29 protein-coding genes and 1 pseudogene are annotated in these 26,254 nt (G+C 42.7%); 7 read left to right on the top strand and 23 right to left on the bottom strand.

The annotated features are described in order from the left end of the window. Window positions 1-15 precede the first annotated feature (15 nt). A complete protein-coding gene (locus CSQ79_RS27935) occupies window positions 16-252 on the bottom strand; it encodes an HNH endonuclease signature motif containing protein (RefSeq protein WP_289501231.1) in 237 nt (78 codons plus the stop codon). 201 nt (window positions 253-453) lie between these two features. Continuing rightward, window positions 454-1,638, bottom strand: coding sequence for a group II intron reverse transcriptase/maturase (ltrA, locus tag CSQ79_RS16780; protein ID WP_502693938.1), 1,185 nt, complete (start codon window positions 1,636-1,638; stop codon window positions 454-456). On the opposite strand from ltrA, the gene CSQ79_RS27930 reads away from it, so the two are divergent. Then, complete coding sequence (locus CSQ79_RS27930; RefSeq protein WP_289501261.1) at window positions 1,567-1,887, top strand: hypothetical protein; 321 nt, start codon at window positions 1,567-1,569, stop codon at window positions 1,885-1,887. The two genes, ltrA and CSQ79_RS27930, sit on opposite strands and share 72 nt — an antisense overlap. Window positions 1,888-2,263: 376 nt before the next feature. Here the strand turns inward: CSQ79_RS27930 and CSQ79_RS16775 are convergent, their stop codons facing one another. Continuing rightward, window positions 2,264-2,893 (bottom strand): DUF1016 N-terminal domain-containing protein, encoded by a 630-nt coding sequence (locus CSQ79_RS16775; protein WP_099702315.1) that lies wholly within the window; start codon window positions 2,891-2,893, stop codon window positions 2,264-2,266. A 411-nt stretch (window positions 2,894-3,304) separates the two neighbouring features. Between CSQ79_RS16775 and CSQ79_RS27925 the strand changes: the two genes are divergently transcribed. After that, window positions 3,305-5,392: a pentapeptide repeat-containing protein gene (locus CSQ79_RS27925; protein WP_289501230.1), complete on the top strand. Its 2,088-nt coding sequence runs from the start codon at window positions 3,305-3,307 to the stop codon at window positions 5,390-5,392. A 585-nt stretch (window positions 5,393-5,977) separates the two neighbouring features. On the opposite strand, the gene CSQ79_RS16765 is transcribed toward CSQ79_RS27925, so the two are convergent. From CSQ79_RS16765 to CSQ79_RS16735, 8 genes and pseudogenes are all read right to left on the bottom strand, one after another. Then, window positions 5,978-6,397, bottom strand: a complete 420-nt coding sequence (locus CSQ79_RS16765; protein ID WP_099702314.1) for a type II toxin-antitoxin system VapC family toxin — start codon at window positions 6,395-6,397, stop codon at window positions 5,978-5,980. A 32-nt stretch (window positions 6,398-6,429) separates the two neighbouring features. Beyond that, window positions 6,430-6,846: pseudogene (locus CSQ79_RS16760) on the bottom strand (putative toxin-antitoxin system toxin component, PIN family). After that, window positions 6,833-7,078: a hypothetical protein gene (locus tag CSQ79_RS16755; protein ID WP_099702313.1), complete on the bottom strand. Its 246-nt coding sequence runs from the start codon at window positions 7,076-7,078 to the stop codon at window positions 6,833-6,835. The pseudogene CSQ79_RS16760 and the gene CSQ79_RS16755 overlap by 14 nt, the downstream one beginning before the upstream one ends. Before the next feature lie 117 nt (window positions 7,079-7,195). Continuing rightward, a complete protein-coding gene (locus CSQ79_RS16750; RefSeq protein ID WP_099702312.1) occupies window positions 7,196-8,377 on the bottom strand; it encodes an RNA-guided endonuclease InsQ/TnpB family protein in 1,182 nt (393 codons plus the stop codon). A gap of 148 nt (window positions 8,378-8,525) precedes the next feature. After that, complete coding sequence (locus CSQ79_RS27920) at window positions 8,526-8,648, bottom strand: hypothetical protein (protein WP_289501228.1); 123 nt, start codon at window positions 8,646-8,648, stop codon at window positions 8,526-8,528. 137 nt (window positions 8,649-8,785) lie between these two features. After that, complete coding sequence (locus CSQ79_RS16745) at window positions 8,786-10,075, bottom strand: DEAD/DEAH box helicase (RefSeq protein ID WP_099702311.1); 1,290 nt, start codon at window positions 10,073-10,075, stop codon at window positions 8,786-8,788. 233 nt (window positions 10,076-10,308) lie between these two features. Next, the gene (locus tag CSQ79_RS16740; protein WP_099702310.1) at window positions 10,309-10,860 is read right to left on the bottom strand and encodes a restriction endonuclease subunit S; all 552 of its coding nucleotides are present in this window, start codon (window positions 10,858-10,860) and stop codon (window positions 10,309-10,311) included. 37 nt (window positions 10,861-10,897) lie between these two features. After that, the gene (locus CSQ79_RS16735; RefSeq protein ID WP_099702309.1) at window positions 10,898-11,464 is read right to left on the bottom strand and encodes a DUF4126 domain-containing protein; all 567 of its coding nucleotides are present in this window, start codon (window positions 11,462-11,464) and stop codon (window positions 10,898-10,900) included. A 57-nt stretch (window positions 11,465-11,521) separates the two neighbouring features. Here CSQ79_RS16735 and CSQ79_RS16730 point away from each other — a divergent pair, with 57 nt between their 5' ends. Both CSQ79_RS16730 and CSQ79_RS16725 read left to right on the top strand, forming a co-directional pair. Next, entirely contained in the window at window positions 11,522-12,718 is a 1,197-nt protein-coding gene (locus CSQ79_RS16730; protein WP_099702308.1) for an FAD-dependent oxidoreductase, read from the top strand. Between the two features lie 240 nt (window positions 12,719-12,958). Next, the gene (locus tag CSQ79_RS16725; protein WP_289501227.1) at window positions 12,959-13,837 is read left to right on the top strand and encodes a magnesium transporter; all 879 of its coding nucleotides are present in this window, start codon (window positions 12,959-12,961) and stop codon (window positions 13,835-13,837) included. A gap of 15 nt (window positions 13,838-13,852) precedes the next feature. On the opposite strand, the gene CSQ79_RS16720 is transcribed toward CSQ79_RS16725, so the two are convergent. The 9 genes from CSQ79_RS16720 to CSQ79_RS16680 all read right to left on the bottom strand — a co-directional run bounded on the left by CSQ79_RS16720 (window position 13,853) and on the right by CSQ79_RS16680 (window position 20,843). Beyond that, the gene (locus CSQ79_RS16720) at window positions 13,853-14,419 is read right to left on the bottom strand and encodes a manganese efflux pump MntP (RefSeq protein ID WP_099702306.1); all 567 of its coding nucleotides are present in this window, start codon (window positions 14,417-14,419) and stop codon (window positions 13,853-13,855) included. Between the two features lie 250 nt (window positions 14,420-14,669). Then, window positions 14,670-15,074: an Ig-like domain-containing protein gene (locus tag CSQ79_RS16715; protein ID WP_143755468.1), complete on the bottom strand. Its 405-nt coding sequence runs from the start codon at window positions 15,072-15,074 to the stop codon at window positions 14,670-14,672. Beyond that, window positions 15,068-15,394 (bottom strand): hypothetical protein, encoded by a 327-nt coding sequence (locus tag CSQ79_RS16710; RefSeq protein ID WP_143755467.1) that lies wholly within the window; start codon window positions 15,392-15,394, stop codon window positions 15,068-15,070. The genes CSQ79_RS16715 and CSQ79_RS16710 overlap by 7 nt, the downstream gene beginning before the upstream one ends. A 125-nt stretch (window positions 15,395-15,519) precedes the next feature. After that, entirely contained in the window at window positions 15,520-15,735 is a 216-nt protein-coding gene (locus CSQ79_RS16705) for a hypothetical protein (protein ID WP_099702303.1), read from the bottom strand. 50 nt (window positions 15,736-15,785) lie between these two features. Beyond that, a complete protein-coding gene (locus CSQ79_RS16700) occupies window positions 15,786-16,247 on the bottom strand; it encodes a hypothetical protein (protein ID WP_099702302.1) in 462 nt (153 codons plus the stop codon). A 620-nt stretch (window positions 16,248-16,867) separates the two neighbouring features. Further along, window positions 16,868-17,725 (bottom strand): SDR family oxidoreductase, encoded by an 858-nt coding sequence (locus CSQ79_RS16695; RefSeq protein WP_099702301.1) that lies wholly within the window; start codon window positions 17,723-17,725, stop codon window positions 16,868-16,870. A gap of 1 nt (window position 17,726) precedes the next feature. Next, window positions 17,727-18,425: a DevA family ABC transporter ATP-binding protein gene (locus CSQ79_RS16690; RefSeq protein ID WP_099702300.1), complete on the bottom strand. Its 699-nt coding sequence runs from the start codon at window positions 18,423-18,425 to the stop codon at window positions 17,727-17,729. A gap of 16 nt (window positions 18,426-18,441) precedes the next feature. After that, window positions 18,442-19,596 (bottom strand): ABC transporter permease DevC, encoded by a 1,155-nt coding sequence (gene devC / locus CSQ79_RS16685; RefSeq protein WP_099702299.1) that lies wholly within the window; start codon window positions 19,594-19,596, stop codon window positions 18,442-18,444. Window positions 19,597-19,652: 56 nt separating this feature from the next. Next, window positions 19,653-20,843, bottom strand: a complete 1,191-nt coding sequence (locus tag CSQ79_RS16680; protein ID WP_099702298.1) for an ABC exporter membrane fusion protein — start codon at window positions 20,841-20,843, stop codon at window positions 19,653-19,655. Between the two features lie 125 nt (window positions 20,844-20,968). Between CSQ79_RS16680 and CSQ79_RS16675 the strand changes: the two genes are divergently transcribed. Continuing rightward, window positions 20,969-21,532, top strand: a complete 564-nt coding sequence (locus CSQ79_RS16675; RefSeq protein WP_099702297.1) for a PadR family transcriptional regulator — start codon at window positions 20,969-20,971, stop codon at window positions 21,530-21,532. Between the two features lie 6 nt (window positions 21,533-21,538). Here the strand turns inward: CSQ79_RS16675 and CSQ79_RS16670 are convergent, their stop codons facing one another. Beyond that, on the bottom strand, window positions 21,539-22,021 hold the full coding sequence (locus CSQ79_RS16670; protein ID WP_143755466.1) for a cupin domain-containing protein: 483 nt from the start codon (window positions 22,019-22,021) through the stop codon (window positions 21,539-21,541). A gap of 17 nt (window positions 22,022-22,038) precedes the next feature. Between CSQ79_RS16670 and CSQ79_RS16665 the strand changes: the two genes are divergently transcribed. Together CSQ79_RS16665 and CSQ79_RS16660 are read left to right on the top strand one after the other, a co-directional pair. Continuing rightward, window positions 22,039-22,659, top strand: a complete 621-nt coding sequence (locus CSQ79_RS16665; RefSeq protein WP_099702295.1) for a TetR/AcrR family transcriptional regulator — start codon at window positions 22,039-22,041, stop codon at window positions 22,657-22,659. A gap of 215 nt (window positions 22,660-22,874) precedes the next feature. Continuing rightward, window positions 22,875-23,864 (top strand): aspartate carbamoyltransferase catalytic subunit, encoded by a 990-nt coding sequence (locus tag CSQ79_RS16660; protein WP_099702294.1) that lies wholly within the window; start codon window positions 22,875-22,877, stop codon window positions 23,862-23,864. Here CSQ79_RS16660 and CSQ79_RS16655 read toward each other — a convergent pair. Continuing rightward, entirely contained in the window at window positions 23,861-25,786 is a 1,926-nt protein-coding gene (locus CSQ79_RS16655) for a hybrid sensor histidine kinase/response regulator (protein ID WP_099702293.1), read from the bottom strand. The two genes, CSQ79_RS16660 and CSQ79_RS16655, sit on opposite strands and share 4 nt — an antisense overlap. After that, window positions 25,776-26,249 carry a response regulator gene (locus CSQ79_RS16650; protein ID WP_289501226.1) on the bottom strand — a complete coding sequence of 158 codons (474 nt, stop codon included), beginning with the start codon at window positions 26,247-26,249 and terminating at the stop codon, window positions 25,776-25,778. Before CSQ79_RS16650 ends, CSQ79_RS16655 begins: the two co-directional genes overlap by 11 nt. Window positions 26,250-26,254: the final 5 nt, after the last annotated feature.

The following is a 26,254-nucleotide window of genomic DNA, read 5'->3' as shown; positions in this document are numbered from 1 at the left end:
ACCGGACTTGACAGTTCATCCATCATCCGGCTCAAGCCTTCGCCCATGCACGTGTCTGTGATTATGGCAGGATTTGTGAATTAGCTCTAAATTGAGCAATCCCTCTCCACCTCCATCTTTAACAGGCTGTTTGTGGTGCGTTTGCAGCACTTCGCCATTAAACAGATGTTCACTGCACACTTCGCATTTCCACCGCTGACTCTGAGCAATGTAATAAAGCTTTGAGCCTGGTGCTAGCAGTACCCTTCCCATCCCAGTTTGGCGTTTTCGCCAGTAATCCGAGAGAGTGGGGTCATCCGGGGAGAACGTGCCTTTAACCCGGATGTGGCGAGTAATCGGAGTGTCATAGACTTGGGTGAGGGCAAAGGTATGCTCCTTCCCGTCCCGCTCCTGAGCTGTCGTTGCAAAGATCCAGCTTTGACCATTAATAGTCTTGAAGTACTTCTTTGCAATCTATCGTTTGCCTTTGTTGCGGTGTCGTCTACATGCCCATTTCCAGAGTGCTTTCCAGATTTGGTATTCCACATAGCTGAACACCCGCTTGCTAGCCACGTATCGGTAGTAGTTGCACCACCCTTTAAGTTTTGGATTTAGGTATCGAATAACATCCACTTGTTTGATGTCTTTGTGACGTTTCAGCCACGTTCTGATGTCGTTGAGGAACGCTAAAACCTTGTCCTTTTGGGGGCGGATAATGCAGTGTCCGTTGAACTGGCGAATCGTAAAGCCCAGAAAATCAAACCCCTTGCTCACTTGAACAATTTGGGTTTTCTCTTCATTGAGTTCGAGTCCTCTGTCTTTCAACCATTCTCGAATGGTCGGAAGAATGGCGCTGATGTCTTCCTGCGTTTCAGCCGTGACGACAAAGTCGTCTGCATAGCGGATATAGCCGTACCGCTGGAGCTTGTGCTTAAATGTCCCTTTTCGTTTAGCGTTAGGTGAGAGTACCCCCGCTTTTACCTTGTGGTAATTGGACAGCATTGCTCCTAGACCGTCTAATGCAATATTCGCCAGTAAGGGCGAGATTACTCCACCTTGCGGCACACCGCTAGGAGTTTCGTGGAAGGTGTTGGACTCGACATACCCTGCTTTCAGCCATTGCTTGATTAAGGCTCTACCTGGAATTTCTCCAATGGCATTGAGGACATAATCATGACTGATGTGGTCGAACGCGCCTTTGATATCCGCATCGAGTACCCATAAGTCATGCCCTTTCCGCAGCCGACTATGGCACTGGGTAATGGCATCATGGACACTTCTGCCGGGTCGAAAGCCAAAGCTGTTTGTCTCAAAGCGAGCCTCCCAGCTTGGTTCTAGGGCATTCTTCACAACTGCCTGTAACACTCGGTCTTGGACTGTGGGGATTCCCAAGGGACGCTGTTTCCCGTTAGCTTTGGGAATATACACCCGTCGGGCAGGTTTAGCTACCCAAGGTGTATACGCCTGCATCTGTTGCCACAGCCACTCCCGTTCCTCGGTGCTACGAAACGTCAGACCGTCAATGCCTGCCGTCCGTTTGCCGGGGTTGATTTGGGTGACTCGTTTAATCGACAGTAGCAAGTTGGCTTGACTGCGAAGCATCAGCTTCATCAGGCTTCTCACCTGATTCCACCGCTGCTGTTGGGTCGCACGATATATTCTTTGTCTCAGGTTCCTGACCCGTTTCTGAGCGAGTTGCCAATTAATAGTTGCCCATCTCAGTTGAGGTTCCTTCGCTCCGATGTCATTGCTGACGCTATCTTTCACGTTGGTTCGGTTCCGTTACATTGGGTTTACCGTGGAAGACTCGCTGGAAGTTTGCCCGCTTTCGCAGTAGGGCAAAGCTTGAACCCCTATCCTGAGCATTACCCCAAGCATTCGCTTTCTCCAGCATCCTTTACCCGCTAGATAATTCCGCTTTCCTTGCGGTTAGCCTACTCCAGCTATCGACCGTCGTTGGAGAATCTATCGGGCTTACCGTGTTCCGTCCGTTCGAGATGCGACCCAGCAAGGTTCCACCTACTACTCCGGTGGGGCTTGTGTCCTTCGTTATCAGTCCCATACAACCTGATAACCGCCCACGTACCTTTTGGTTAGAGTGTCTCAGCCTGATTTCACTCTCTACAAGTATTACGAAGCTTACAGTGATTCGCTTGCGCTAACCTGTCCGGGTCTTCCTCTTGCAGTCTCTACAGAAGGAGGCTTTCTGTAGTGTCCGCTTTCGTGCCTTGCATTCCAGTGGGGTCATTGCTTACTACCACCGTAGGCGGAGTCGGAGACTCTGTTACGTGAGGACAGAGAGAAGGAGTCTCTGGAGAGGTTGCCCTCTCACTCGAAACGGGCGACTTTCACGTCGCACATAGGGGTCTTTGAGCAAAAAATCGGGTGATACCTGTTGAGTTTGGCGCAGCCAGTCCAAATCGTGGCGGATGGTTTCTTCGGGTTTACGTGATAGGGCGGTGCGCTCGAATAGCATGGAGTTGATACGTTCTTGTAGTTGGCGGACGCTCCATTGTTCGAGTTGGGCGATTTCAATGTAAAACTCTCGTTTTAGGGGGTCGTCTATACCTGTTAAAATTCGCAGGTGCGACCAACTCAATTTGGAACACAGTGTGTTCACAATCTCAATGTCAGGAAAAGTCGCGGCAAAGTGGAGGCAATGACGCAGTTGTCTTGCACCCCAGCCCTTGCCATAGGTTTGAGTTAACTGTGTGGATAAAGAAATAATGATTTGTTTGCCATATTCGGCGCGTTGACCGTGTAGGACTTCGGTTTGGATGCGTTTGCCGACTTGCCAATACACTAGGGTGATTTCTGCATTGATAGCAACGGCGGCGCGTTGTTTTGCAGCATCAATAAGTTGATGGATTTCTTGAAATAGTCGAGCGCTTGGTTGGGTTAGATCGCCAGTCATGCTACCAAATGAACTGTGTCTTTTGTAAGTAACTCCAAGGCTAGAATCATTGTCATTACCTACATTTAATCAAATGCGATCTTACACTATCCATCAAATGTTCTGATTTGAAGCTGAGTCGGCGTTTTTTCTCAAAAAGTTGGAGTTAGAGGCGAGTGCAAAGGGCGCAGTTTTTGGCTCAAACAGGTGGAATTTCTGACTCCAAACCAAGATTCGGCACTTGATTTGGTTACTTTGCCCCTAGCGTGTGCTTCCGTCTCACTACCCCATCTATGCGCGATCGCCAACTCTTCATGCAAGTCTTTATCGTCTCTAAACCCTATTTGTTATGCCTACTGCCAGCATAGAGAAGCCACTACCTCAAACTACCATCTCTTATAGATAAGGCTTGGCACAGTCAAGCGCGAGAATATGTCTAACCTAGAGCGTGATTCCCTTGTTTCTAAAATTGAACAGTTAGAACGGCAGCAACAAGTTCTAGCTAAATACATCAATACAACGAAGCACCAATTAGATCGGTTAAGCTCACAATTCAACAATAGACCTGAACTAGAACAGCTAGCCGCGCTCAAGGTTACTTTAGCCCAGCTACATCAGCAACTTGATAACTCTTTAGCTCCATCCTTAGTACCAGTGGAAGTGGTTGACGGCTCGAAACAGGAGAGCCAGCAACAATCAACACAAGTACAATTGAGTCAATATCAGCTAGTGTTTGACAGAGCGGGTAGCCGAGCCGTACTGCTGGAAGCACTAGAGCAAGCCCAAGAGCGGCTAATTATTGTTTGCCCTTGGCTCAACCGCAATAGCATTGACGCTGATTTGATACAGAGGTTTAGGGATTGCCTCGACCGTAGCTGTCGGATTGAAATTGGTTGGGGACATTTGAGCGATCGCAGTCGCATAGGTATCGGCTGGCGGTACAATGCCCTTCCAGACTTAAGACAGATGGAACAGGATTATCCTGGCTTGTTCCGCCTCAAGCTGTTAGGAACTCATGAAAAGTTCTTAGTATGCGATTCTGCCTTTGCTATGTTGGGCAGTCATAATCTGCTGACATCGAGCGCCTCTAATGCTGAACGGGAAGTCGGAATCTGCACGACAGATATTCACATTATCCAGGGCTTAATTAATCGCTTTGATGGTGCAAAGGTGTATTCTGCACAGGCTATGGATGAAAGTATTACAGCAAGTTTGGTGGCTCTTGCAGATGTGGAAGCTCCACTAGACGCGCAAGATATAGGCAAGCAGCCTGATACTATTTTGGTGAATCCTGATGGTCGGGAAACTGATAGAGATACTGATGATTCAGATGAAGATAGTCAGGAAACATTAGTCAATACTGAAGAATTTTTGAGGCGATATAACAATAAAGAACGGGATTTTGCTGGGATTAACTTGAGTGGAGCCAATCTCAATTGTGCTGACCTTAATCGGGCGAAGTTAAATAAAGCAAATCTTAAGGGAGCAAATCTTAGTAAAGCGAACTTAACTAATGCAGAATTAGCAGCAGCAAACCTAGACAATGCCAACATTTCTCAGTCAAATCTCTACCAAACCAATTTAAGCAGGGCAAAGCTAAGAAGAACTAACTTAAGCGGAGCCAAGTTGCATAATGGGACAAACCTAAGTGGAGCTAACCTGAGTGGAGCAAATCTCAGCCGAGCTAGTCTGTCATCATACACAAACCTGAGTGGAGCTAACCTGACTGCGACTAACTTAAGTGGGGCAGATTTAAGAGCAGCAAGACTAATGAACATGGATCTAAGTCATGCTAATCTCAGTCATGCCAATTTGTTAGGGGCAAATCTTGAAGGAGCAAATCTCCAGAATGTCAAGCTGCAAGAAGCGCTCTACAACACAAACACTGTCTTCCCAGATGGTTTTGACCCGATTAAAGCTGGTGCTTATTTGATTACTCATAACGTGTCGCTGCCAAATAAGAACCTAGCTGGTAGTAATCTAATGAGTGCAGAATTAAGTGGAGCCAACTTAAGTAGAGCCAACCTAGTTGGGACTAATTTAAATGGTGCTGCCTTAATCCAAGCAAACCTGAATGGAGCGAATTTAAGTCAATCCAACTTGGATTATACAAACCTTAGTGCGGCAGATTTAAGAGGTGTGAACCTTATGCACACTTCCTTAAAGGGAACAAACCTAGCTGCCGCCGACCTCAGTGGAAGTGATTTGAGGAAGGCAGTGTTTAGTGAAAAGACAAGACTTAGCGGTACAAATCTAAGTGGAGTAAATTTAGCTGGGCAGGACCTTCAGAAATTAAATATGAGTGGAGTCAACTTGACTGGCGCTAATCTCTGCGGGACTTGGCTATGTTTTTCTAATTTTAGTGGCGCAAACTTAACTTCAGCAGACCTTCGCGGAGCGGATCTAGGTGGTACCAATCTAGAAGAAGCCAACTTGAAGGGAGCTAACCTCACTGGAGCCGCACTGGATGGAGCAAAACTAAGCGGCGCTATTATGCCTGATGGCACTGTTCACGATTAGGGCTGTATTGAGCCGAGATGATTGCATGATGCACAACCAAGAGTTACCTTGGCTGATTTAGCCCTCTATCTCTTTCGCTTGCTAGCTTCCTCTACTTTGGAGCAAAGCTAGCGAGGCTGTCATACAGGGCAATTTAAATAATATTGCAGCTAGAAGTGGTTGAGGGGAAACGAGTCGCTTTTCAACCAAATTTGGCAAAATTCTATTAAATTTTGTTCTCAGCCATTCTAAGAAATCCGCCCAAGTGTCTGATTTAGTAGGGACTACCCAGAAGCGGCAATATTTAACCAAGGCGCAAGCGCTAATTTTTGCTGATTGAAATGCCTACACAGTAAACGTTTTGAGCTAGATTGCCCCTGATAGCAGCTTCGTTAGTTTTGCCCCAACTCGGAATTTCTGCCCTCCTAGAATCCTTGCCAAGCAAAGATTATGAGATTTGGGCTAGGGCTAGTTCTGCGCTCGCACTTGACTTAGTGGGTGTGGAGAAAGTCGAAGTTTGATGCCATCTCTACGTCTAGCAAACGATTATTCATTCAATATTCCCAATCTGTGAACCTTATTACATCTCATCCTTTAGCTATCGGTCTAGGGAAGTAGCTGGAAGCCCATCCCCACATGGGTGAAGTGAGCATCTTCAGTAAGAATTGTTGTAATATCTAATTCTCGCATTATGACCATTGAGGTTAGGTCGGTGAAAGAGATCAGAGGCTTGTCGAGAAATCTAGAACGGAGTTTCTCAGTTTGACTAAAGCGTTCTTCGTTGATCCAGACTAGATGAAAGTTGCTGGTTGAAAAAGCTGCTGTCAGCTTCTTCATAGATTGCTCTGCACGAGGTGCAGGAAGCCGCCGAAAGAAGAATGTAAACGTCTCATCTAGGACGTAATCAGTGGTGTAAATCTGTCCGCTTTGGGCGATCGCTTGCTGATAAGTCTGAGTAGCTTGTTGGTGATAGCGATCGCCTTTGTCATGGAGAGTAAGCCAGCCGTTACTGCTTAAGGAATCCATCTAACTATTTCCTCTTGCAATGGGTATTCATGCTAGTTCTTTGGCAAAAATTCTTGAACAGTGAGAATCTCAATGCTCCTCCAGGGGTTTAGCACTAGCAAGTCATCATCTCCGGTCACAATACACTCTGCTTAACCACTGAGTGCTAATTCCAAATATTTGTTATCTTTTGGATCTCGGCATTCATTAATCTGCTCAGTCACGTCAATAAACTGTATAGTTTGGGACAAGTCGATCAGGAATTGGTTTCGTTCTTCTGGCGTGGTGTACCGATTAAATTTGGGTCGAGCAAGTACCTGTTCTAGCTCCAGCCAAATGGACTCCGACACCAACAAGTCTCCTAAATCTTGAATTTTTCTGAGTGCGCGGTCTGGTTTGCTCCCTGGTAGTAACACCGCGCTGATGATGACATTGACATCGCACACAAACCGTCTTTCATTCGTCGTCATTCAAAATTGACTCCAAAATTTCTGGCGTTAAACCCCTTTGAGCGGCTCGTGTGCCAATTTCATCCATTGTCTGTCTGAGTTTGGCAATGGCTTCTTGCTTGCTTGTCATGGAAGGCTTTAGCAAAACTGCGATTCGAGCTTCAATTTGTTCCCGTTCTTCTTCAGTGGCATTGCGGTATGCCTCTGCTACCTCAGAGGGAACTTTGATCGTAATTTCTTCTCTAGTAATCATGATCTATTCGCCTCTATAATTTCTCTTCTTTCATCATGTTACTTTCTCGGCTTATAGTTCCCTCCGAATCGAATCTTTGTGTGTCACTCACTCAGCCACTAGTTACATATTGGTAAACTACCCGCCGCTAAACCCTGCGGGTTCTAGCAGGGGCTTTATCCCAGATTTCGCCACCAACTGGCAACAACGATAGTTGTCGCAACCAATCTGACAAGCAATCCCCGGAATTTCGGGCGTATTTACTGACACCCCAAGAGCAGCAATATTCAAAGCCGCATTCAAATCCGAATCTATATGTTCCAAGCCACACCGCTTACAACTAAACTTTTTCCCGTTCCTCACACCAATGGCGTGACAGCCAGAGCAAGTTTTACTTGTGTAAGCAGGAGGGACTAGAACTATAGGTACTCCAGCGATAGAAGCTTTGTATTGGGTGTACAACCGAAGACTGTAGAAAGCCCAATTGTTAGTCCTTCTACGTTCTGTTTTGTTTCTCGGCTTTTCATTCAAACTTTCTCGAATGTTTGTCAAGTCCTCAAAAGCCAACGCAGCACCCAAGTTTTTAGCGTCACTAACCAGTTCTTTACTAATGTTATGGTTGACCCAACTTTGAAACCGACGTTCTCTGCCAGAGAGCCTTCGCAAAAGTCGCCTAGACGACTGCGTGCGTTTGCGTTGAACGTTGGTACGAACCTTACTGTATCTATCCCTAACTTTTTGCAGTTGACTACCATTCCAAGCTTTCTTGGTGCTGGTAGTAGCAATGTCGCGACGACCAAGGTCAACTCCAATTACCCTTGGAGTTTTACCCGTTGGCTCAGTCGGCAAGTCAACAGCAATGTTGATGTAGTATTCCCCCTGTTTAGTTTTATTCAATGTTGCAGATGTTGGTTGCTGTCCCCGCAGCAGTGCCAATTGGTAATTACCAATCAGCAACTTGAAAGAACGACGACCACACATCAAGGTCACGCCCACAGTCTGCTGTTCTTCGTCATAAAGAAACGTCCTGCTATCCAAGCTTATGGATGTAGGGCGAAACTTGTGGATCTGTTTAACTGCTTTGGCGTTACCCAGAACCCGACGAATAGCTTGGCAGACATGGTTAGCCTTAAGACCAGTTTCTTCCCTAACTTTTTTGTAAACCTTATGGTGCAGCTTAGTCGCATTCCAACATTTTTCAGCCTTAGCAACGAGCAGTATCTGATTGCAAGCGTCAGCAAACCCTTCCAGAGTACGGTCAATCTCACCGCGTAACTCTGGAGGGACTTGAAGCTTGCATTTCACGGATATTGTTTGCATTTAAGGCTGATTATTTCTCATCAGCTTTATCGTATCACAGAGTTAGGTAATTTTAGGTACTCGATGTACCTAAAATTACCCCTCCATTCCTCCCGCCACCAACCGTTCCGGTATGGTGGGGGTCTCCTGGAGAAGTCAAGATGAACAATTAGATCGAGATATAGTATCGTTTGCCCATCTTTTCTCTACGTTCAATCAGTTGGTGATAGCGATCGCCTTTGTCATGGAGAGTAAGCCAGCCCCAAGTATCAACAAAAAGTCTAACCGCCATAGAGTTGATCGTCTAAGTCGGTAGCAAGGGAACCGCGAGCCACTGCGCCGATGAATTCTGCAAGGGGATCGATGATTTGATCGGGTTCGGTATGAAAATTCACTTCTCAAACTAATCTAAGTAGTAGCCGTAGGCGCTTAAGCAGTGCGGGGTCGTTTTTGAGCGTGACTTTCCACTGAGATAGGCTTTTTGCTACGAGTAGGTTTAGATTGTGTCTGGGGCTTTGCCCAGTTACTGCGACGTTGCTTAGAGCGTTTACGATTCGGTTGCTCTACCTCAGACTTTGCTACGGAGCTTGGCTCGTATCCTAGAATAACGTCTTTGGCAAGGGTCTGATTGAGCAATTGTTCGATGTCTTTCAAAAGTGGATATTCATCTTTGCAAACCAGAGAAACTGCTCGTCCTTCCTTGCCAGCGCGACCTGTACGACCAATGCGATGCACGTAGTCTTCTGGTACATTGGGCAGTTCAAAGTTTACTACATGAGGGAGCTGATCGATATCTAGTCCCCGTGATGCTACGTCAGTGGCGACTAATACCCGCACCTTGCCCTGCTTAAAATTGCTTAGAGCTTTCATGCGGGCTGCTTGACTTTTGTTGCCATGAATCGCGGCTGTTTTTAGCCCGTCTTTAGCAAGCTGCTCTGCTAGACGATTAGCACCATGTTTCGTGCGAGTGAAAACCAGCACTTGCTTCCAGTTGTGGAAACTAATCATGTAAGCAAGTAGTTCTCGCTTGCGATCGCGATCGACAAGATGAACGACCTGCTGCACTTGCTCAGAAGCGGTATTGCGGGGGGCAACTTGGATTAGGGTAGGAGACTTTAGCAGGGTGTGAGCAAGCTGCTGAATTGTTTTAGAGAAGGTGGCAGAAAACATCAGCGTTTGCCGAGATGAGGGCAGCTTCGCCAGAATTTTGCGGATGTCATGGATAAAGCCCATATCTAACATCCGATCGCATTCATCTAACACGAGTATTTCTATTCGGGAAAGATCGAGGGTCTTTTGCTCCAAGTGGTCGAGCAAACGACCAGGAGTAGCGATTAAAATATCAACTCCCCGACGCAGCGTTTGAATTTGCGGTCCAATTGCAATGCCACCATAGATTACTGCCGAGCGCAGAGACAGATATTTACCATAGGTTCTGACGCTATCGCTGACCTGGGCTGCTAGTTCGCGGGTGGGGGTGAGGATGAGGGCACGGGGGGCGCGATGTTCCTTACCAGGATGACCGATGTTGAGGCGTTGTAGTAGAGGCAGCGTAAAACCAGCGGTTTTCCCCGTTCCAGTTTGAGCGCTGGCGAAGACATCTTGCCCCTGCAAAATGGCGGGAATTGCTTGCTGTTGAATGGGGGTTGGCTCGGTGTAGTTCTGCTCGACGACAGCACGAAGTAAGTCGCTCGAAAGACCGAGGTTGCGAAATGTCATTAATTTAGTTGCTCCTAGTAATGCCCCCACCCAAATCAAATACCTGGGACCAGTCTAAGAGCAAGAAATGTGTAGTTTAGTTGGACGGCTCGAACAAGCAAGTCCAATGTGCCAGTAACAGACTGAGATGTACTAGCAGACATTTATATTAACACAAATTGTTATAAAGTACCTGGTAAAGGTCAGCGATCGCCACGCTTATCATCCTCACTCAATTCATCGATATTCTTAGCTTAGAGTTCTCCCCGAAAGGCTCTTTGGTGCAGGGAGTTGAAGAGAGCATTTGCAGTGTTAGCTGATTCTTCAAGCTTCTCTTGTTCTTGCCTAACTTGGTTTACAATTTTGTCATAAAGAATCTGTTGTTCAAGTGGAGGTAGGCGAACTTTTAATTTCTTAATAATTCCGAGATTAAGACCAGCCATTATTGCCCCACGATTTTGCAAAGCAATTTGATTTAGAACTGAAGGATCTCTGTGAATTGCGTTTGATATATATTCAGGAAGAGCCTTTGAACGATCTAGCGTAATAGTGGCAAGGTGCTTGGTTGTGATAGCCGGAGGAATGTCTTGAGGAACTACAGCAGAACGTCCAGTTGTTCCCATAATAGTGATAATGACATCACCTGGTTTAACAGTGTATTGCTGTAATTCCTTGTATTTCTCAGGAGTAATAAAACGGCGCTCACTCCATGCAAAGCGATTTTGAACCGCATTATCTATTCCTAAAACTGCAATGCCCTCTTTAACAAACTCTGAATGTCGTAACGTACTTCCAAAAGGACCCATGCCCACTTAGTCAATTCGTTTGTTGTTGTCCTCAAATTTACTGTTGTCGCTTGATTGCAAATATCTGGAAACCCTTGCTGAAGCTGAAAAAGAGCAATCCTAATACTAAGCCAATAGCTAATAGAGGCACAAAAATTGCTAAGCCTGATAATGCAAACGCACCAATTGACTCGATTGTGGTGATAATACTGTTACCTAGTCCTACAGTTAATGCAGTTGAAGATAACCGTGTAAAGCTTGTTAATGCTTGAATAACTCCTGCTGAACCACCGCCTGCAAGAATTGCCATTGTCCATTTAAGTAAAGGATCGGTATCTGGAAACAAAGCCGCAGCAATCCAAGTACCAAATGCGATCGCAGTAGGAGTTGCAACTGTATCTAATAAATTATCCACCCAAGGAATGTAATAAGCGGCAATCTCAATTATTGTTGCTATGCCAAAGGCATAAAGTGCCGGATACGTTCCCATCCACTCAAAGCCTGATGATAGCGGTAGATGTCCATAAATTGCCGCAACACTCATCACAAGTGGTGGCACAAAAATCCGAAAACCACAAGCCGCACTCAAAGCGATGCCAATAACTATACTTTCTAAGGTATCCATAGCTAAATTAAATATTGCGCCCTTCTAGACTTATTTTAGTCAGTACGAACTAAACATATGGCTCAAGTTATTATTGTTGGGGCTGGTCCTGCGGGTGCAACACTAGCACTACTATTAGTAAAACGCGGTATCCGTGTCACGTTAATTGAAGCATCACGAAACTTTCGCCGTACTTTTCGGGGTGAAGGCTTAATGCCAAGTGGTTTGGATGCATTAGAACAAATGGAGTTGTTGCCAATTTTAGAACGCATCCCGCATCAGCCTTTAGATGCTTGGGAGGTGATTATCAATAAGCGATCGCTTTTTCGCGTGGATGAACCTCTTGAACCTGGTGGTAAACCTTGCACGTTGGTTTCTCAGCCTGCTTTTTTAGAAGCATTAATCGACGCAGCGAGTCATTACTCTGAGTTTGAGTTTATCCAAGGTACTGCAGTACAAGATTTATTGTGGGATCAGCGAGTTGTCGGTGTCAAGCTGAGTGATGGACGTAATCTGAATGCAGATTTAGTCATTGGTACAGATGGGCGTAATTCTATAGTACGGCAACGCGCCCAGTTAGCTTTAGAGCAACAATCTCACAGTTTTGATATCCTCTGGTTTAAATTAGCCGATAGTCCGCAATTTAGGTCAGAAAACATTTTTTACTCAATTGTTTACGATCGCTATGCCTTTGGATTATTTCGTAGTTCTGAAGGAAATTTACACTTAGGTTGGACACTTCCTAAAAATTTCCCGCAAGATTGGCAGCAAGTTGATAATTGGGCTGAAATATTTGCAGATGCATCGCCATCGTGGTTAGCAGAACATTTTCGCACTTTTGCAGATACAATTGAGCGACCTGTTTTATTATCTGTTGTTGTAGGGCAATGTCCGCGTTGGTATCAACCAGGCGTACTTTTATTAGGCGATGCTGCACATCCGATGTCGCCTATCCGTGCTCAAGGTATTAATATGGCATTGCGAGATGCGATCGCGGCGACAAATTATTTAGTTCCTTGCTTGTCTCAAAGTGCAACTGCAGACATTGATACAGTATTACCGCAAATTCAGTCTCAACGAGAACCTGAGATTATTAAAGCACAGCGACTACAAAGCCAAGAAGCGGCACAGGCTGAACTTTTGGAAAAAAGTGCAATTCTTCGTTGGGGTGCAAGTGTTTTAGCACCTCTGATTCGCACCCCTGTAAAATTATCTTGGCTGCATCGACAGCGCGAGTTACGACAAGGAGTAATCCCACTCAGACTTATAGTATAAACAAAGTACCCTATCGTGGAATTACTGCCAAAAGCTTTATTTGAGTGTACAAAGTTACATGCTTGGATAGCCTCAAAAGGGGTTGTAGGTTATCTGTGATTCATACTACAAGCAGTCTATTCTTCAATTGCTTAACTCTTTCTGCAGAACAATGTATTCAAGTCATATGTATTGTTTATATAGAGAAAATCACTGCTTTTGTTGCGATCTAGAGTAGAAGCAAAATTTGGAGGAAACACTTTGTTGCACGATCAAGATTTACCTACACACATTGAAGGAGACACTCTATCGATATCTCCACCATTACTTGCTAACCAGGAACCACCAGAAATTGCCCGCCAAATTGCAGCGTTACCATCACAGTTGCAAAGTCAAACCTTTTACTTACTACCCAGAAGCCAAGCGATCGCAGTTTATCAACTTTTGGATAGTAATTTACAGCAACAACTGCAAGCAGATTTTCAAAACCAAAACGACAACAACCTTGTCAACAACCTTTCGCTGGAAGAAAAAAAACAGTTATTTCAGTTTTTATATACACCAACCACTAATGAAATTGAAGATTCAGAAGAAGACAGTAATTACTTCCCTAGCAATCCCTTTTCTGTGACTCGCAGAAGAATCGGCTGGTTGTTTGTTCTTCTGATCACAAATACAATCACTGCGGCTGTGATTGAGAGTCAAGAAGATGTTTTACAAAAAGTCGTTGTTTTAGCTATCTTTATTCCTCTACTTCTTGCTAGCGGCGGTAATGTTAGTATTCAAGCTGCAACGGTAGTTGTGCGCGGGCTAAACTCTGATGTTCCCACCCAAAAGCGGTTACTTCCTGTATTGGGTAGAGAGGCGATCGCTGGAATCTTGCTTGGGGCTATGATGGGACTAATTGTTGTCGGAGAAGCTTTACTATTACAAAACAACTCTACTGTAGCAATAGTGGTAGGAGTAAGCCTATTTACTATTTCTATTATTGGCACAGTCTCTGGTGCTGTTTTACCATTTCTGTTTCAATTTCTTGGTTTCGATCCTGCTTTGATGTCAGCACCTCTAAGCGCCACAATTGTTGATGTTTTGGGTATTTTAATTTACCTTTATACTGCCAGATTTTTCTTACAAGTTTAGTAGAAATATTAATTTCTATGCAGTTACTTTGATTAAATTTTCTATTAAGATCTTACTGCCAATAGCAATCAAAATTCCTCCACCAACAATTTCAATTTTGTTCTGGAAAAAGTTACCAAACTTATTGCCGATAAAAACACCAAAAAATGTTAACCAAAAGGTAATAAATCCGATTGCAGTAATAATAGTAAAGATTGAATCTTTGAGTAATGCAAAACCTAAACCGACTGCTAAAGCATCAATGCTGGTACCAATAGCTAATGCTAATAAGGTAGAATTACATAAGGGGTTGAAATCTTTTTCTTCACCTTCTTGACACGATTCATAGATCATTTTGATGCCAAGTAAACAAAGAATACTAAAAGCTACCCAATGACTAATAGCTGCTAGGAGAGTTCTTAAACTAATTCCTGCTACCCATCCAACTAAGGGCATGATAGCTTGAAAACCGCCAAAGAATATAGCAATCTTCAAAGCTTTACTAACTTTGACGTACTTAATTTTTAAACCACTAGCAACTGAAACTGCGAAGGCATCTGCTGCTAATCCCAATGCTAAAATCAGAGTAGCCGTTGGTTGCATTAACTTTATAAATTCAATTTATTCTTCTATTGTTTTACCTGATTTTTCAACAAAATTCTATAGGTTTCTTTCATATTCAGTTCATGGTTAATTCATACTTTTCTCATAATTAGAATTTGAGTACTAAATAAAGTTCATTATTTAAGTTTACTTATTAAATGTATAAGCAAAAAAAATGTATTTATGCTATTGAGACTAAAATTTAGTACTGTAAGAGGTTGTTCATATCGTAAATCATCTCCTCGCTCCCTTAAACTATGACAAAATCCTTACTAGTAATTACATCAGCCTGCACACCAGTCAGAATAGTGAGTAGCTCATTGCTCTTATTTAACTGAATCGCGGATGTACCGTTGTCGTTTAGAGTAACCATTCCATGACTACCCTGCGTGAAACTCTTGATGGCTAAGGCATTACCATCTGGGTCACTATCATTGATCAATACAGGCACATTCACGGCTGTATTTTGTTGGGTGGTTGCTGTAACATCTTGAGCGATCGGGGTTTTATTGATCGGTGTCTTAATGGCTGCGATTAGCGCATCGACCACCTCAGAAGCGCACTTCCGCGTTAAAAGTCTTGCCGCCAGTTGCAGCGGCGAGGTCTCGAAAAGTGAATAAATGTTGTGAACAACTCTGTAATATGAAACTACCAACGTGATTCGCCGCAGTTTTGTAGTCTATCTACAAGTTGAACTTCTCTAGTGAGGATATTGCCATTTGGCTCTATTAGTTCTTGGTTAAACTTAATAAGAATTTTCGTCCCAGAATCGTAACCTGTAATTCTATCAATAAAGTTAGGAGGATCTGTCTCATATCCTCCTTCAGGATCGATCTCACAGCAGTCGGGATGTTTAGCTAAAAACTCATCGAAGCTAGTATATTTGTTTTTTTTCTCCAATATTTTATATTCTCCATCGATGCGGATACTTTTACTGAAAGAAGATCTATTCCAAATATTAAAAAGAGATTCCATTTTCTCTTTAGCATTTAGATATCTCAATTCTCTAAAACAAAAGCCTGAATAATTTAGTGCAAAGAATGGCAGAAGTATTGCACAGAATGGCAGAAGAATACTGGTAAGTGAGATGAAGATTTTTTTCATGTCTTACACCAATCTAGTTGTACACTGACAATTCTAATTCTTACTGAACCGGCGTTAAGACAGCAATTTGGACAAAAAATAACCTCATCTACTTCAACCTCTGTAGTAGCATCTTTGGGGCGAATCAAACTATCATCTGCAAGATTTGTTGGAATGGTTAATTGTCCGTATAAATATTGATTTGTGATGTTGTTTCTATTGAGTTGAACCATAATTTTTCTATGACACTTTGATACTTTTGGTTTTATAGTTGAAGAGTCGATCATCCTGGTTTACCGCAGTTTTGTAAGTAGTTATCAAAACGAACTTCTACTGTTTCGATCTCACCGTTTTTATTCAAAAAACGTGGATGAAAATTAATAACTACAACATCACCCGAATTATAGCCAAGAATGCGATCGAGAAATTTTGCAGGAGGAACTTCGTAACCACCGCCAGGATTGACGGCACAGCAGTCTGGATACAATACTATATATTCATCGAAGCTTTTATACTTGATATGAGCGAGATTATATCCGTCGAAGCTTTTATCTTTGACTTGTTCGGAATTTGGGAAGTTGTTTATTGGTAATGTATTTCGGCTATTTTGAAAATCGAATACTGCTCTAATTTTTTCTTCATTACTTAGGTAACGCATTTGGGCAAAACAGAAGCCAGAATAGTTTAAACCAAAATAAACAAAAAGGATTAACAGCACACCACCGAGTAATAAAAATCTTTTCAAGATTCAATCTCCCTACTTGTGAGCCTCAGTCATTTTCACTATTTTGATTAATACATAGTTGTTTAATAATTTATTTTTGCAATACAAGCAATTCACTTCTACTATATTTTTTATTTCGATACAAGTTTTAAATAACCCGTCATGTATTTCATAATATCTCACTAGTCTGCCGTCTACAATTTTTAAATCAGTTCGGCAAAGCTTTAAAGTTAATTTAATTGACTAAGAGTTTTTACACACTCATCTTCAATCAATGAGAATATTACTGAAGATGGTTTATAAACAGTTCATGAATTTACTAGTAGAACTTACTGAAGTTCTCTCTTTCTCTAAGCTGATTTATAAAGTAAAAATTAAGCAGTTAAAAGTCTGAGCATCAACCGCACCATAGCAGCGTAGATTAAAGATTCACTTACTTCTAACAACAGTTCATAATCCTTACTCAATCATCAATAATATCCCAATCAGCCCAAAGTTTGCTCCACTACTCATCTTTTAGCTTTTATAAGCTTTTCGGCTTATAGGATATTACTTTGTAGATGGTTTTTAAGATTTTTTGGGAAACCACTTAGGTGTAGTCTTCCTGTCGTAGTATGTAAACGTAAACAATTGTAGACCCGCTACTGAAGATTCATTGCTTTAGCAGTAATTTCATCAACGATCCGATCTGGTAAGAATTTCAACATTGCCCTGATTCTGGCGTCTTGCCCAACAAGATAGCGAGTTTTTGGTCTTTTTGCTGTTAGTGCGCGAACAACAGCCTGGGCGACTTGATCAGGCGAAATTCCCTTTTGCGCAAGATTCGCTGCGCCTTTACTTGCTGTATCCATTGCCCGACCGTAGAGTTCATGGGCTGAATATGGTAAATTTTGTTGTAAGATATCGGCTTGAGCTAAAGATTTTTGCCAAATTGGAGTTGCAATCGCGCCAGGCTCAATAATCGCCACCCAGATTCCCCACGGGCGTAACTCAAGACGCAATGCATCAGTCAAAGCTTCTAGCGCGAATTTGGATGCACTGTAAGCGCCGAGAAACGGCGTTGCGCTTCTTCCGGTAATCGAACCCATATTCACAATTCGTCCCCTTGCTGATCGTAATAGCGGGAGAAAAGCTTGAGTAACTGCAAGTTGTGCAGTGGTATTGACTTCTAGTTGTCTGCGAAATTCAGTGATTGGGATAAATTCTAAAGGCGCTGCAACAGCGATACCTGCATTGTTGACTAATCCAATTAATGCGGAATTTTCTACAGCGATCGCCACATTCTCAACAGAGGCTGCAATTGAGTCAAGATCACTTACATCTAAAAAAATCGGCGTTAACTTTGGCGAGGCTGTTTGTTGCAAAGCTTGTGCATCAGCTTCTTTGCGTACGCCAGCAAAGACTTGAAACCCTAGCTGATCTAGACGTATAGCACACGCTGCACCAATCCCTGTAGATGCACCTGTAATAACAACTGCACCTTTCGTTACGTTAGTCATCTTAAACTACTGCTGCAAGTTTGGTATTTTGAGCTAATTGTCCGTCTTCCATATGCACGATGCGATCTGCAATATCTAAAATGCGGTTATCGTGAGTCACTAATAAAATTGTCGTTCCTTGTTCTTTTGCTAATTGTTGCATAAGTTCAACAACATCTCGCCCTGATTTACTATCTAAAGCCGCAGTTGGTTCATCAGCTAAAACTAATTGAGGACGACTTACTAAAGCCCGTGCGATCGCAACTCGTTGTTTTTGCCCCCCTGATAAATCTTCAGGATAGTAATTTACTCGGTTTCCTAACCCCACAGCCTCAAGTATTGCTGCGGATTTTTCTCGTACTTCTTGATAAGAAACTTCTTGTAATTCAATTGACATTTGCACATTTTGCTGTGCTGTCAAAAACTTTAATAAATTATGTGCTTGAAAAATATATCCAATATTGCGTCGCACTTGTACTAACTGACTTTTGTTAGCACCACATAATTCCTGATTCAATACTTGCAAACTACCTGATTGAGCAGATCTTAAGCCACCGATCAAACTCAATAACGTTGTTTTTCCTGAACCTGATGGTCCTGTCATAATGACAATTTCACCAGGAGAAATTTCTAAATTAACATCAAACAGTACTTGTTTACGTAGCTGTCCTTGCCCAAAGTAATGATTGAGATTTTGAATACTAATTACAGGTCGCTGCATATTTTTTTAGTAGTTTCTAGAAAATATCTGCTGGATCGGCAGCGCGAAGTTTTCGCATTGCAATTCCTCCAGAAGCAAGACACATAACAATAGTTAAGAAAAAAACTGAAATTGCTCTCGCAAGTGTCATAAATAATGGTAAATTTGTTGCACTTCTCGTTAAGCTATAAAGTCCTACAGAAATCATGTATCCAGGAATAAATCCTAGAATTGCGAGAATGATAGCTTCTTGAAAAACGACGCCAAGTAAATAGATATCTTGATATCCCATTGCTTTAAGCGTTGCATACTCAGCTAAATGATCTGAAACATCGCTATACAGAATTTGATAGACAATGACAACACCGACTATAAATCCGATCGCAGTGCCTAAACTAAAAATAAAGCCAATTGGTGTATTATTAGCCCAATATGTTTTCTCAGTTTCAACAAACTCTTCTTGTGTCAGAACTTTAACATCATTAGGTAATCCAGCCTTTAAAACAGCAGCAACTTGCTGTGGATCGTTACCTGGCTTCAATATCACTAACCCTACACTAACTTCTGCGGCTGTCCGTTTAGGAAAAATCCGAAAGAAATTCAAGTCACTTGTAATTAAATTTCCATCCGCAGCAAACGAAGCACCGACATTGAATAACCCATCAATTTCGATCTTGCGATCGCTAAATTCTGTAAATACCGACTGATTTTGTTTTAGTTGTGCGAGTGTCTGATCGTATTCTCCTCTAGAACCACTATCAAATAAAAAAGTATCAGGAAGTTTAATGCGATCGAGATTCTGTTCAACTCCTGGTAAGCTAAAAGCTGATGCATCTGGATTAAAAGCCAAAACTAACACAGCACTATTGAGGCGTGTTTGCGGAACTTTCCAATTAGCCGTTTCAGCATACAAAGGTACAGCCGATTCAACACCAGCAAAGTTCATTGTCTGATACAACCGACTGCGCGGAAATGTTGACAGATTAACTATATTTTGTGCTTGCGGACTGACTAAAACCAAATCAGCCCGCATACTGCGATGCATGCGCGTGTTGCTATCATAAAGTGCATCTTGAAAACCCATTTGCAAAAACATTAACATATCAGCAAAAGCAATTCCCGCCATTGCAATCAATAATCGCGTTCTTTCACGACTCACCTGCAACCAAGCTAACGGAGTTTTACGTTTCATTATTTAAGCCTCAAAGTAAAAGTAATATTTTTACCAATTACCTATTACCAATGACCTTATATCTTAATAACAGACTTCACCTGCAAATTAGTTAAACCAGAAACTTGCTGACTAGCTTCAGGATTGAGACGAACTTTCACCTCAACAACTCTCGAATCAATGTTTGCTGTTGGATCGGTATCTAAAACATCTTTTTTGCCAATTTCTAGACCAATTTCCTCAACTTTTCCTTGTAATTCTTCAGGAAAAGCAGAACTCGTAATTGTGACTTTTTGACCGAGACGAACTTTTTGAATATCGCTTTCATAAACCTCTGCAACAACATACATTTGATTGGTTTGCCCGATATCAACAATGCCATCATTGCCAACAATTTCACCCGACCAAGTATGAATATTGATAATTTGTCCATCTCTGGGCGATCGCACGTATGCTAAATCTAAATTTGCTTGCGCTTGCTTCACTGCGACAATTGCACTATCAACCTCTGCTTGTGCTGCTGCAACATCGACAGGACGAATTTCAGCAATGCGATCTAATGTTGCTTTTGCTTCATCAACTTGTTCTTGTCTACCTCTGGTAATGCGATTTAAATTTGCTTGTGCCTCACTAAGTTGCTGCTGCACAGTTTGTAGAGTTAACTGTTTGCTGTCACGTTCTGATGTAGAAATCGCCCCTTCTTGATATAATTTTTGATACCGTTGATATTCAAGTTGAGCATTACTAACTTCAGCTTCTATCCGAGCAATTGTTGCTCGTTGTGCTTTAGTTTCTTCTTGCTTTTCTACTTCAATTCGTGAAATTGTGGAGGTTTGGGCGTTAATTTCCCCAGTTTTTGCACCTGCTTTCACTTGTGCTAAACGTGTTTGGGCAACTTTAACTTGTTGCTGTGCTTGTTCTAACGCTGTCAGGAGGCGATCGCGACTATCTAAAATTGCTACGACTTGTCCTTTGCTGACTTTATCTCCTTTTTTCACCAGTAATTCATCAACACGGCTACCTTCCGATGAAACGGGTGCAGATAGTTGAATGACTTCTTGGTATGGTTCCAAACGTCCTAATGCTGTCACTACTTGCGCTTGCGGGACGCTAACTGTAGGAGCAGGCGCAGGACTTTGTCCAATCTGCAAACGTGAAACAGCGTACAGAATCCCACCTGTAGCTACCGCACCGATAACCGCTAAAATAGTAACCCGCCGCAATACTGGTTTGATGGTTGGCTTCTCGCTAACACTCGACTGGAACATGGCTACTAATACACTCCATGCTGAAATGAGGTTGACAATGGCGATCGCACCCTATCTGTAGCCTTCACTGCTACAATCTAGATCTTATTGTTATATATCTTTTAGAGATATGCAAGAAATTATATATGGCACGCGAGAATAAAAGCAAGTATGCAATTCTGGGAATCTTGACATGGGGTTCCATGTCTGGCTACGACATTAAAAAAGAAATTGAAAAAAGCGTTAACTACTTCTGGCATGAAAGCTACGGTCAAATTTACCCAATTCTCAAGCGTTTAGTTGCAGAAGGCTTAGCAACAAAATCTGTCGAAGAACAGGTAGGAAAGCCAGATCGCTACGTCTACACGTTGACTGATAAAGGTAAAGAAGAACTGCGTCAGTGGTTAACTGAACCAGCCGATCATCCGATAGAACGTATCGAGATCTTACTTAAGTTATTCTTTGGGCGAGAAATCTCTGCAGCAGATAACATTACTCATGTCAAGCATTTTCAAGAATTTCAACAAAAATTGCTCCAAGAATATCGTGCGATCGAGCAAAAGTTGCAGCACCAGCATTGTCATGATCCAGATTACCCTTACTGCATGGCAACGCTGCGATACGGACTCCACACAAGTCAAGCACTCCTAAATTGGTGTGATGAAACACTGGCGATGCTGTACAAAATCGCAGAATCAACCCAAAATTAGAATCTGTCAATGTTGGCGATGTCTTGCTGCTACTTGCTCCGTTACTTGTTCGCCCTCAACCCAAGAAATGTTTCCTACTTGAGGAGTGAAAAATAAGATATGCACTTCCTCGTAAATCTTAGCTCCGTGCGCTACGCCTTGGGGAATGTGCAAAATGTCTCCAGCTTCAACCGCAAGCGTTGCAGTTGCATTAGGGTAGCAAAGAGTAAAATCCATGCGCCCTTGTAAAATAATGAGAATTTCATCTCCATCGTTATGCTGTTCCCAAAACCCATCAGATGTCGTCATGCGCACTACTCCCACCATATGTTGATCGAACTCAGATAATAGTACAGGAGCAACATCTGGGTGTAAGTTTGCTAATGCCTGTGTAAATGATGCTTTCATAAATATTCTTCCTTGAAAGAAGGTATCTCGATCGCCAACTTGGTTAAGATGTGAGTGATAACTCATATCGTATGAGCGATCGCTCGATTTTACAACTCGCATTCTATTGAGTGATTTAAATGCCACAGAAAATTCCAACAACGCCGCGCAAATTACCGCAACAAGACCGTTCTAAAACAACAGTTGAGGCAATTTTAATTGCAACTGCTCGTATTTTGACGGAAGAGGGTTACGATCGTGCGAGTACAAATCGCATTGCCGAGTTAGCCGGAGTCAGTATTGGATCTCTGTATCAGTACTTTCCAAACAAAGAAGCCTTGGTTGCTGCGCTTGTAGAACAGCACATAAACGAGATGGTTGTGCTTGTCGAATCAAAACTACGCGATTTATTTGATGCACCAATTGAAGTTGCTTTGCCCGAATTGGTAAAAGCCGCGATCGCCGCACACGCAGTCAATCCCCAATTACATAAAGTATTAAACGAAGAAGTGCCGTGCATCAGTCGGTTACAGCAAGTTGCCAATGCTGAAGAACAAATTAATGCAATGTTGCGGAATTACCTAGAAAGATGGCGCGGTCACATTCAACCCCAAAACCTCGATCTCACCGTGTTTATCTTGGGGCGTACGGTGGAAGCTTTAACTCATGCAGCTGTTATTGAATATCCCGAACTCCTCAGCGATGGGCAACTTGAGCGAGAAATTTCCACTCTGCTATTGGTTTATCTGCAAAATTCCTAGTCAAAATAAGTTGATGAAGAGAAAATAATTATGTTGTCTCATATGCTATAGTAGAATTGAGGTCTTTGCGTTTATGAAAATTTTTTTTATATTCCCATTATGGAGAAAGTATAGCATGAACCCTTAGCCAATTTCAATAGCAATTCTCCTTAATTAATGGGAAAATATCTAGGCAGATGTCAGTCAAATTGTGCGTAGATTTATAATGCTTGGTCATGGCTAACGCTACTTGGAATCGCCATCACGTTCTTTCTCTAGCAGATTTCACTCAAGCAGAGTACGACACTGTCTTACAAACTGCAGCCAGCTTTCGAGAAGTCTTATCGCGGCGGACGAAGAAAGTACCGACATTGCAAGGACAAGTTGTCGCCAACTTATTTTTTGAGCCATCGACACGCACTCGCAGTAGCTTTGAACTTGCAGCAAAACGATTATCAGCAGATACACTTAATTTTGCAGCTTCTACGTCATCGTTAACCAAAGGCGAGACAATTTTAGATACCGCAAAAACTTATCTAGCAATGGGAACCGATATGATGGTCATTCGCCATCGCGAAGCTGGAGTTCCCCAGGCGATCGCGGATGAAATGGATCGGCTAGGAGTCAGAGTTGGAGTATTGAATGCGGGTGATGGTCAACACGAACACCCATCCCAAGCGTTACTTGATTTATTTACGATATGCACGCTCATTGATAGCGATCGTCCTCGATTGGAACTGTTAAAAGACAAAAAAATAGCAATTGTTGGTGATATTTTACATTCACGAGTCGCCAGATCAAATATTTGGAGTTTAACAGCCAGCGGTGCAGAAGTTCACTTAGCCGCACCACCAACGTTATTACCTCAGTTATTTGCAGATTTCACTACCAACGCTCCTGGTAAGCTGTTTTTACATTGGCAAGTCGAACCTGCACTGGAAAATGCTGATTTTGTCATGACACTGCGGTTGCAAAAAGAACGCATGACACAGTATTTGTTACCGAGTTTACGCGAATACCACCAGCGCTTTGGAATTACACGCGATCGCCTGCGAATTTGTCAACCTGATGTTAAGGTACTGCATCCAGGTCCAGTGAATCGCGGTGTGGAAATTAGTTCTGATTTAATGGACGATCCGCAATTTAGCTTAATTCAGGCACAGGTAACAAGTGGTGTTGCTGTGCGGATGGCGCTGTTGTATTTGATGGGCAGTAGTAAAGCTTAAAATAGCGTGTGTAATTGTTTTGCACTAGCGTGCTTATTGGGATGCAAAATTCCATCGATTGTCTGAAGTAATTCTTGTGTCGTAAAGGGTTTAGACAAGAAACTTTTTACTCCAGCCGCCGCAACTGTATTCATTTTATCTTTAGACGCTAATCCACTTACTGCAATCACTTTTACCATCGGATTCATTTTTTTTAGCGTGCGGATTGTTGTTGGACCATCCATCGCTGGCATTAACATATCAGTAATTACGAGACTCACTTCATCGCGATATTCTGCATATAAAGCGACTGCTTCAATCCCATTACTTGCAGTCACAGCGCGATAATTATAAGTTTCTAGCGAGGTTTTGGTTGTTTCTCGGATCGGCGCTTCATCATCAACTACTAAGATTAATTCACCATGTCCTTGAGGTAGTTCCAAATCTTCTACTTCAAGCGTTTCTACTGCTTCTACTGCTGGTAAATAAATCTTAAATTGAGTACCTTTGCCAATTTCGCTTTCCACATTCACAAAACCGCCATGACTTTTGACAATGCCAATCACTGTAGAAAGACCAAGCCCTGTACCTTTACCAATTCCTTTAGTTGTGAAAAATGGCTCAAAAATGCGATCCATGACTTCAGGTGGAATTCCACACCCTGTATCTGCAACACTTAGCACAACATAAGCACCCACTTTAGCATCTAGATGTTTGCGGACATAGCTTTGATCGACTTCTAAATTTTCTGCCGAAATTGTCAAAATGCCGCCTTCTGGCATTGCATCGCGCGCATTAACACACAGATTCATTAATATTTGATGTAGTTGTGTCGCATCACCAGAAATCGTCCAGAGTGTTTGCGGAACGTCAATGCAGATTTCAATTGACTTAGGAAAAGTTTCCTTTGTAATCTGCTTAATTTCTGAGATGATGTGTCGCACTTGTAAAATACTGCGTTTACCCTCCAGTCCTTTGGCAAAAGATAGCACTTGTTTGACTAGTGCTGCACCTCGTTTGGCATTCGCGATTAAGATCGGCACTAACCGTTGACTGCGTTCGTCATGAACTTGTGTTTCTAGAAGTTGAGCAGTCATTAAAATTGGTGCGAGGATATTATTGAGATCGTGTGCAATGCCACTTGCGAGCGTACCGAGACTTTCCATGCGTTGGGCACGCAAAAATTGAGCTTCTAGCTGTTTTTTTTCGGTGATATCAGTGTTAACAACCAAGATTGATTTAGGTTGCCCTTGTTCGTTGCGGACGAGTGTCCAACGGCTTTCAACAATGACATCTGCACCAACTTTAGTGACTTGAGATAACTGTCCGCGCCATTCTCCTTGGGCAAGGACGATTTTTTGTGCTGCTGTTAGTTGTGCCGGAACATCTAAATACAACAGTTCGCTTGCTTTTTTGCCTAACGCAGCTGCGGCTGTCCAGCCGTATAAGCTTTCTGCGCCTTTGTTCCAGAATAAAATTGTGCTATCTAAAGCTTGGACACTAATAGCATCGGTAGCGACATCGAGTAAAGCGGCTTGTTCGCGGATTTTTTGTTCGGTGCGTTTTCGTTCTAGGGCGTAGCGAATTGAACGTGCTAAAGCATAGGCAGTAATTTGACCTTTTTCGAGATAATCTGCTGCACCTGCTTTCATAGCTTCAATATCAATCTCGCGATCGCCTTGCCCAGTCAGCAAGATCATTGGTGCAGTACAGCCCCGTAACATAGCTTCGCGCAAAAGTTCTAAGCCATTGCGATCGCCTAAACGATAATCGAGGAGATAGACATCGTGCTGATTTTGGGCGATCGCTGTTAGCGCAGCATCATAATTTGCTACCCATTCTAGTTCAAAGCTATTGCCTTGTTCCAAAAACCAATCGCGCGTGAGAACATAATCATCTTCATCATCATCAACTAGGAGTACCCTGATTTTGTTAAAGTCCATGCCGATCTCCCACACCTTCTATAGGCAATTCCACAATTTCAAACCAATATTTACCTATAGTTCGCATCACATCGACTAACGAAGCAAACGTGACTGGTTTAGTAATAAATGAGTTTGCACCAAGATCGTAGCTACGATAAATATCTTCTTCAGCTTTTGATGTGGTCAAGACAACCACAGGAATTTGACGTAAATTAGGGTCAGCTTTGATTTCTTTTAATGCTTCACGACCGTCTTTTCTTGGCATATTCAAGTCAAGTAAAATTAACCCTGGACGGGGCGCAATGGTAGTTGCAGTATATTTGCCGCGTTGGTACAAATAATCCATTAGTTCTTCGCCATCGTGAACAAAGTGCAGATCGTTTGCCAAACGACTTTCTGAAAACGCCTCGCGTGCAAGCATACAGTCATCTTCATCATCGTCAGCCATTAAAATTGTGACGGTTGTGCGACGCCTCCTCACTGATA

The sequence above is a fragment of the Gloeocapsopsis sp. IPPAS B-1203 genome (assembly GCF_002749975.1).
Classification (GTDB): domain Bacteria; phylum Cyanobacteriota; class Cyanobacteriia; order Cyanobacteriales; family Chroococcidiopsidaceae; genus Gloeocapsopsis.
The sequence above is the reverse complement of the archived record's forward strand: the minus strand, read 5'-3'. Positions and strand labels throughout refer to the sequence as shown.

Coding starts and splice junctions, on each gene's coding strand:
- CSQ79_RS27935 (WP_289501231.1), bottom strand. CDS start 252: ATGGGAAGGGTACTGCTAGCACCAGGCTCAAAGCTTTATTACATTGCT.
- CSQ79_RS16775 (WP_099702315.1), bottom strand. CDS start 2,893: ATGACTGGCGATCTAACCCAACCAAGCGCTCGACTATTTCAAGAAATC.
- CSQ79_RS27925 (WP_289501230.1), top strand. CDS start 3,305: ATGTCTAACCTAGAGCGTGATTCCCTTGTTTCTAAAATTGAACAGTTA.
- CSQ79_RS16765 (WP_099702314.1), bottom strand. CDS start 6,397: ATGGATTCCTTAAGCAGTAACGGCTGGCTTACTCTCCATGACAAAGGC.
- CSQ79_RS16755 (WP_099702313.1), bottom strand. CDS start 7,078: ATGATTACTAGAGAAGAAATTACGATCAAAGTTCCCTCTGAGGTAGCA.
- CSQ79_RS16750 (WP_099702312.1), bottom strand. CDS start 8,377: ATGCAAACAATATCCGTGAAATGCAAGCTTCAAGTCCCTCCAGAGTTA.
- CSQ79_RS27920 (WP_289501228.1), bottom strand. CDS start 8,648: ATGGCGGTTAGACTTTTTGTTGATACTTGGGGCTGGCTTACTCTCCAT.
- CSQ79_RS16745 (WP_099702311.1), bottom strand. CDS start 10,075: ATGACATTTCGCAACCTCGGTCTTTCGAGCGACTTACTTCGTGCTGTC.
- CSQ79_RS16740 (WP_099702310.1), bottom strand. CDS start 10,860: ATGGGTCCTTTTGGAAGTACGTTACGACATTCAGAGTTTGTTAAAGAG.
- CSQ79_RS16735 (WP_099702309.1), bottom strand. CDS start 11,464: ATGGATACCTTAGAAAGTATAGTTATTGGCATCGCTTTGAGTGCGGCT.
- CSQ79_RS16730 (WP_099702308.1), top strand. CDS start 11,522: ATGGCTCAAGTTATTATTGTTGGGGCTGGTCCTGCGGGTGCAACACTA.
- CSQ79_RS16720 (WP_099702306.1), bottom strand. CDS start 14,419: ATGCAACCAACGGCTACTCTGATTTTAGCATTGGGATTAGCAGCAGAT.
- CSQ79_RS16710 (WP_143755467.1), bottom strand. CDS start 15,394: ATGGAATCTCTTTTTAATATTTGGAATAGATCTTCTTTCAGTAAAAGT.
- CSQ79_RS16705 (WP_099702303.1), bottom strand. CDS start 15,735: ATGGTTCAACTCAATAGAAACAACATCACAAATCAATATTTATACGGA.
- CSQ79_RS16695 (WP_099702301.1), bottom strand. CDS start 17,725: ATGACTAACGTAACGAAAGGTGCAGTTGTTATTACAGGTGCATCTACA.
- CSQ79_RS16690 (WP_099702300.1), bottom strand. CDS start 18,425: ATGCAGCGACCTGTAATTAGTATTCAAAATCTCAATCATTACTTTGGG.
- devC (WP_099702299.1), bottom strand. CDS start 19,596: ATGAAACGTAAAACTCCGTTAGCTTGGTTGCAGGTGAGTCGTGAAAGA.
- CSQ79_RS16680 (WP_099702298.1), bottom strand. CDS start 20,843: ATGTTCCAGTCGAGTGTTAGCGAGAAGCCAACCATCAAACCAGTATTG.
- CSQ79_RS16675 (WP_099702297.1), top strand. CDS start 20,969: ATGGCACGCGAGAATAAAAGCAAGTATGCAATTCTGGGAATCTTGACA.
- CSQ79_RS16670 (WP_143755466.1), bottom strand. CDS start 22,021: ATGCGAGTTGTAAAATCGAGCGATCGCTCATACGATATGAGTTATCAC.
- CSQ79_RS16665 (WP_099702295.1), top strand. CDS start 22,039: ATGCCACAGAAAATTCCAACAACGCCGCGCAAATTACCGCAACAAGAC.
- CSQ79_RS16660 (WP_099702294.1), top strand. CDS start 22,875: ATGGCTAACGCTACTTGGAATCGCCATCACGTTCTTTCTCTAGCAGAT.
- CSQ79_RS16655 (WP_099702293.1), bottom strand. CDS start 25,786: ATGGACTTTAACAAAATCAGGGTACTCCTAGTTGATGATGATGAAGAT.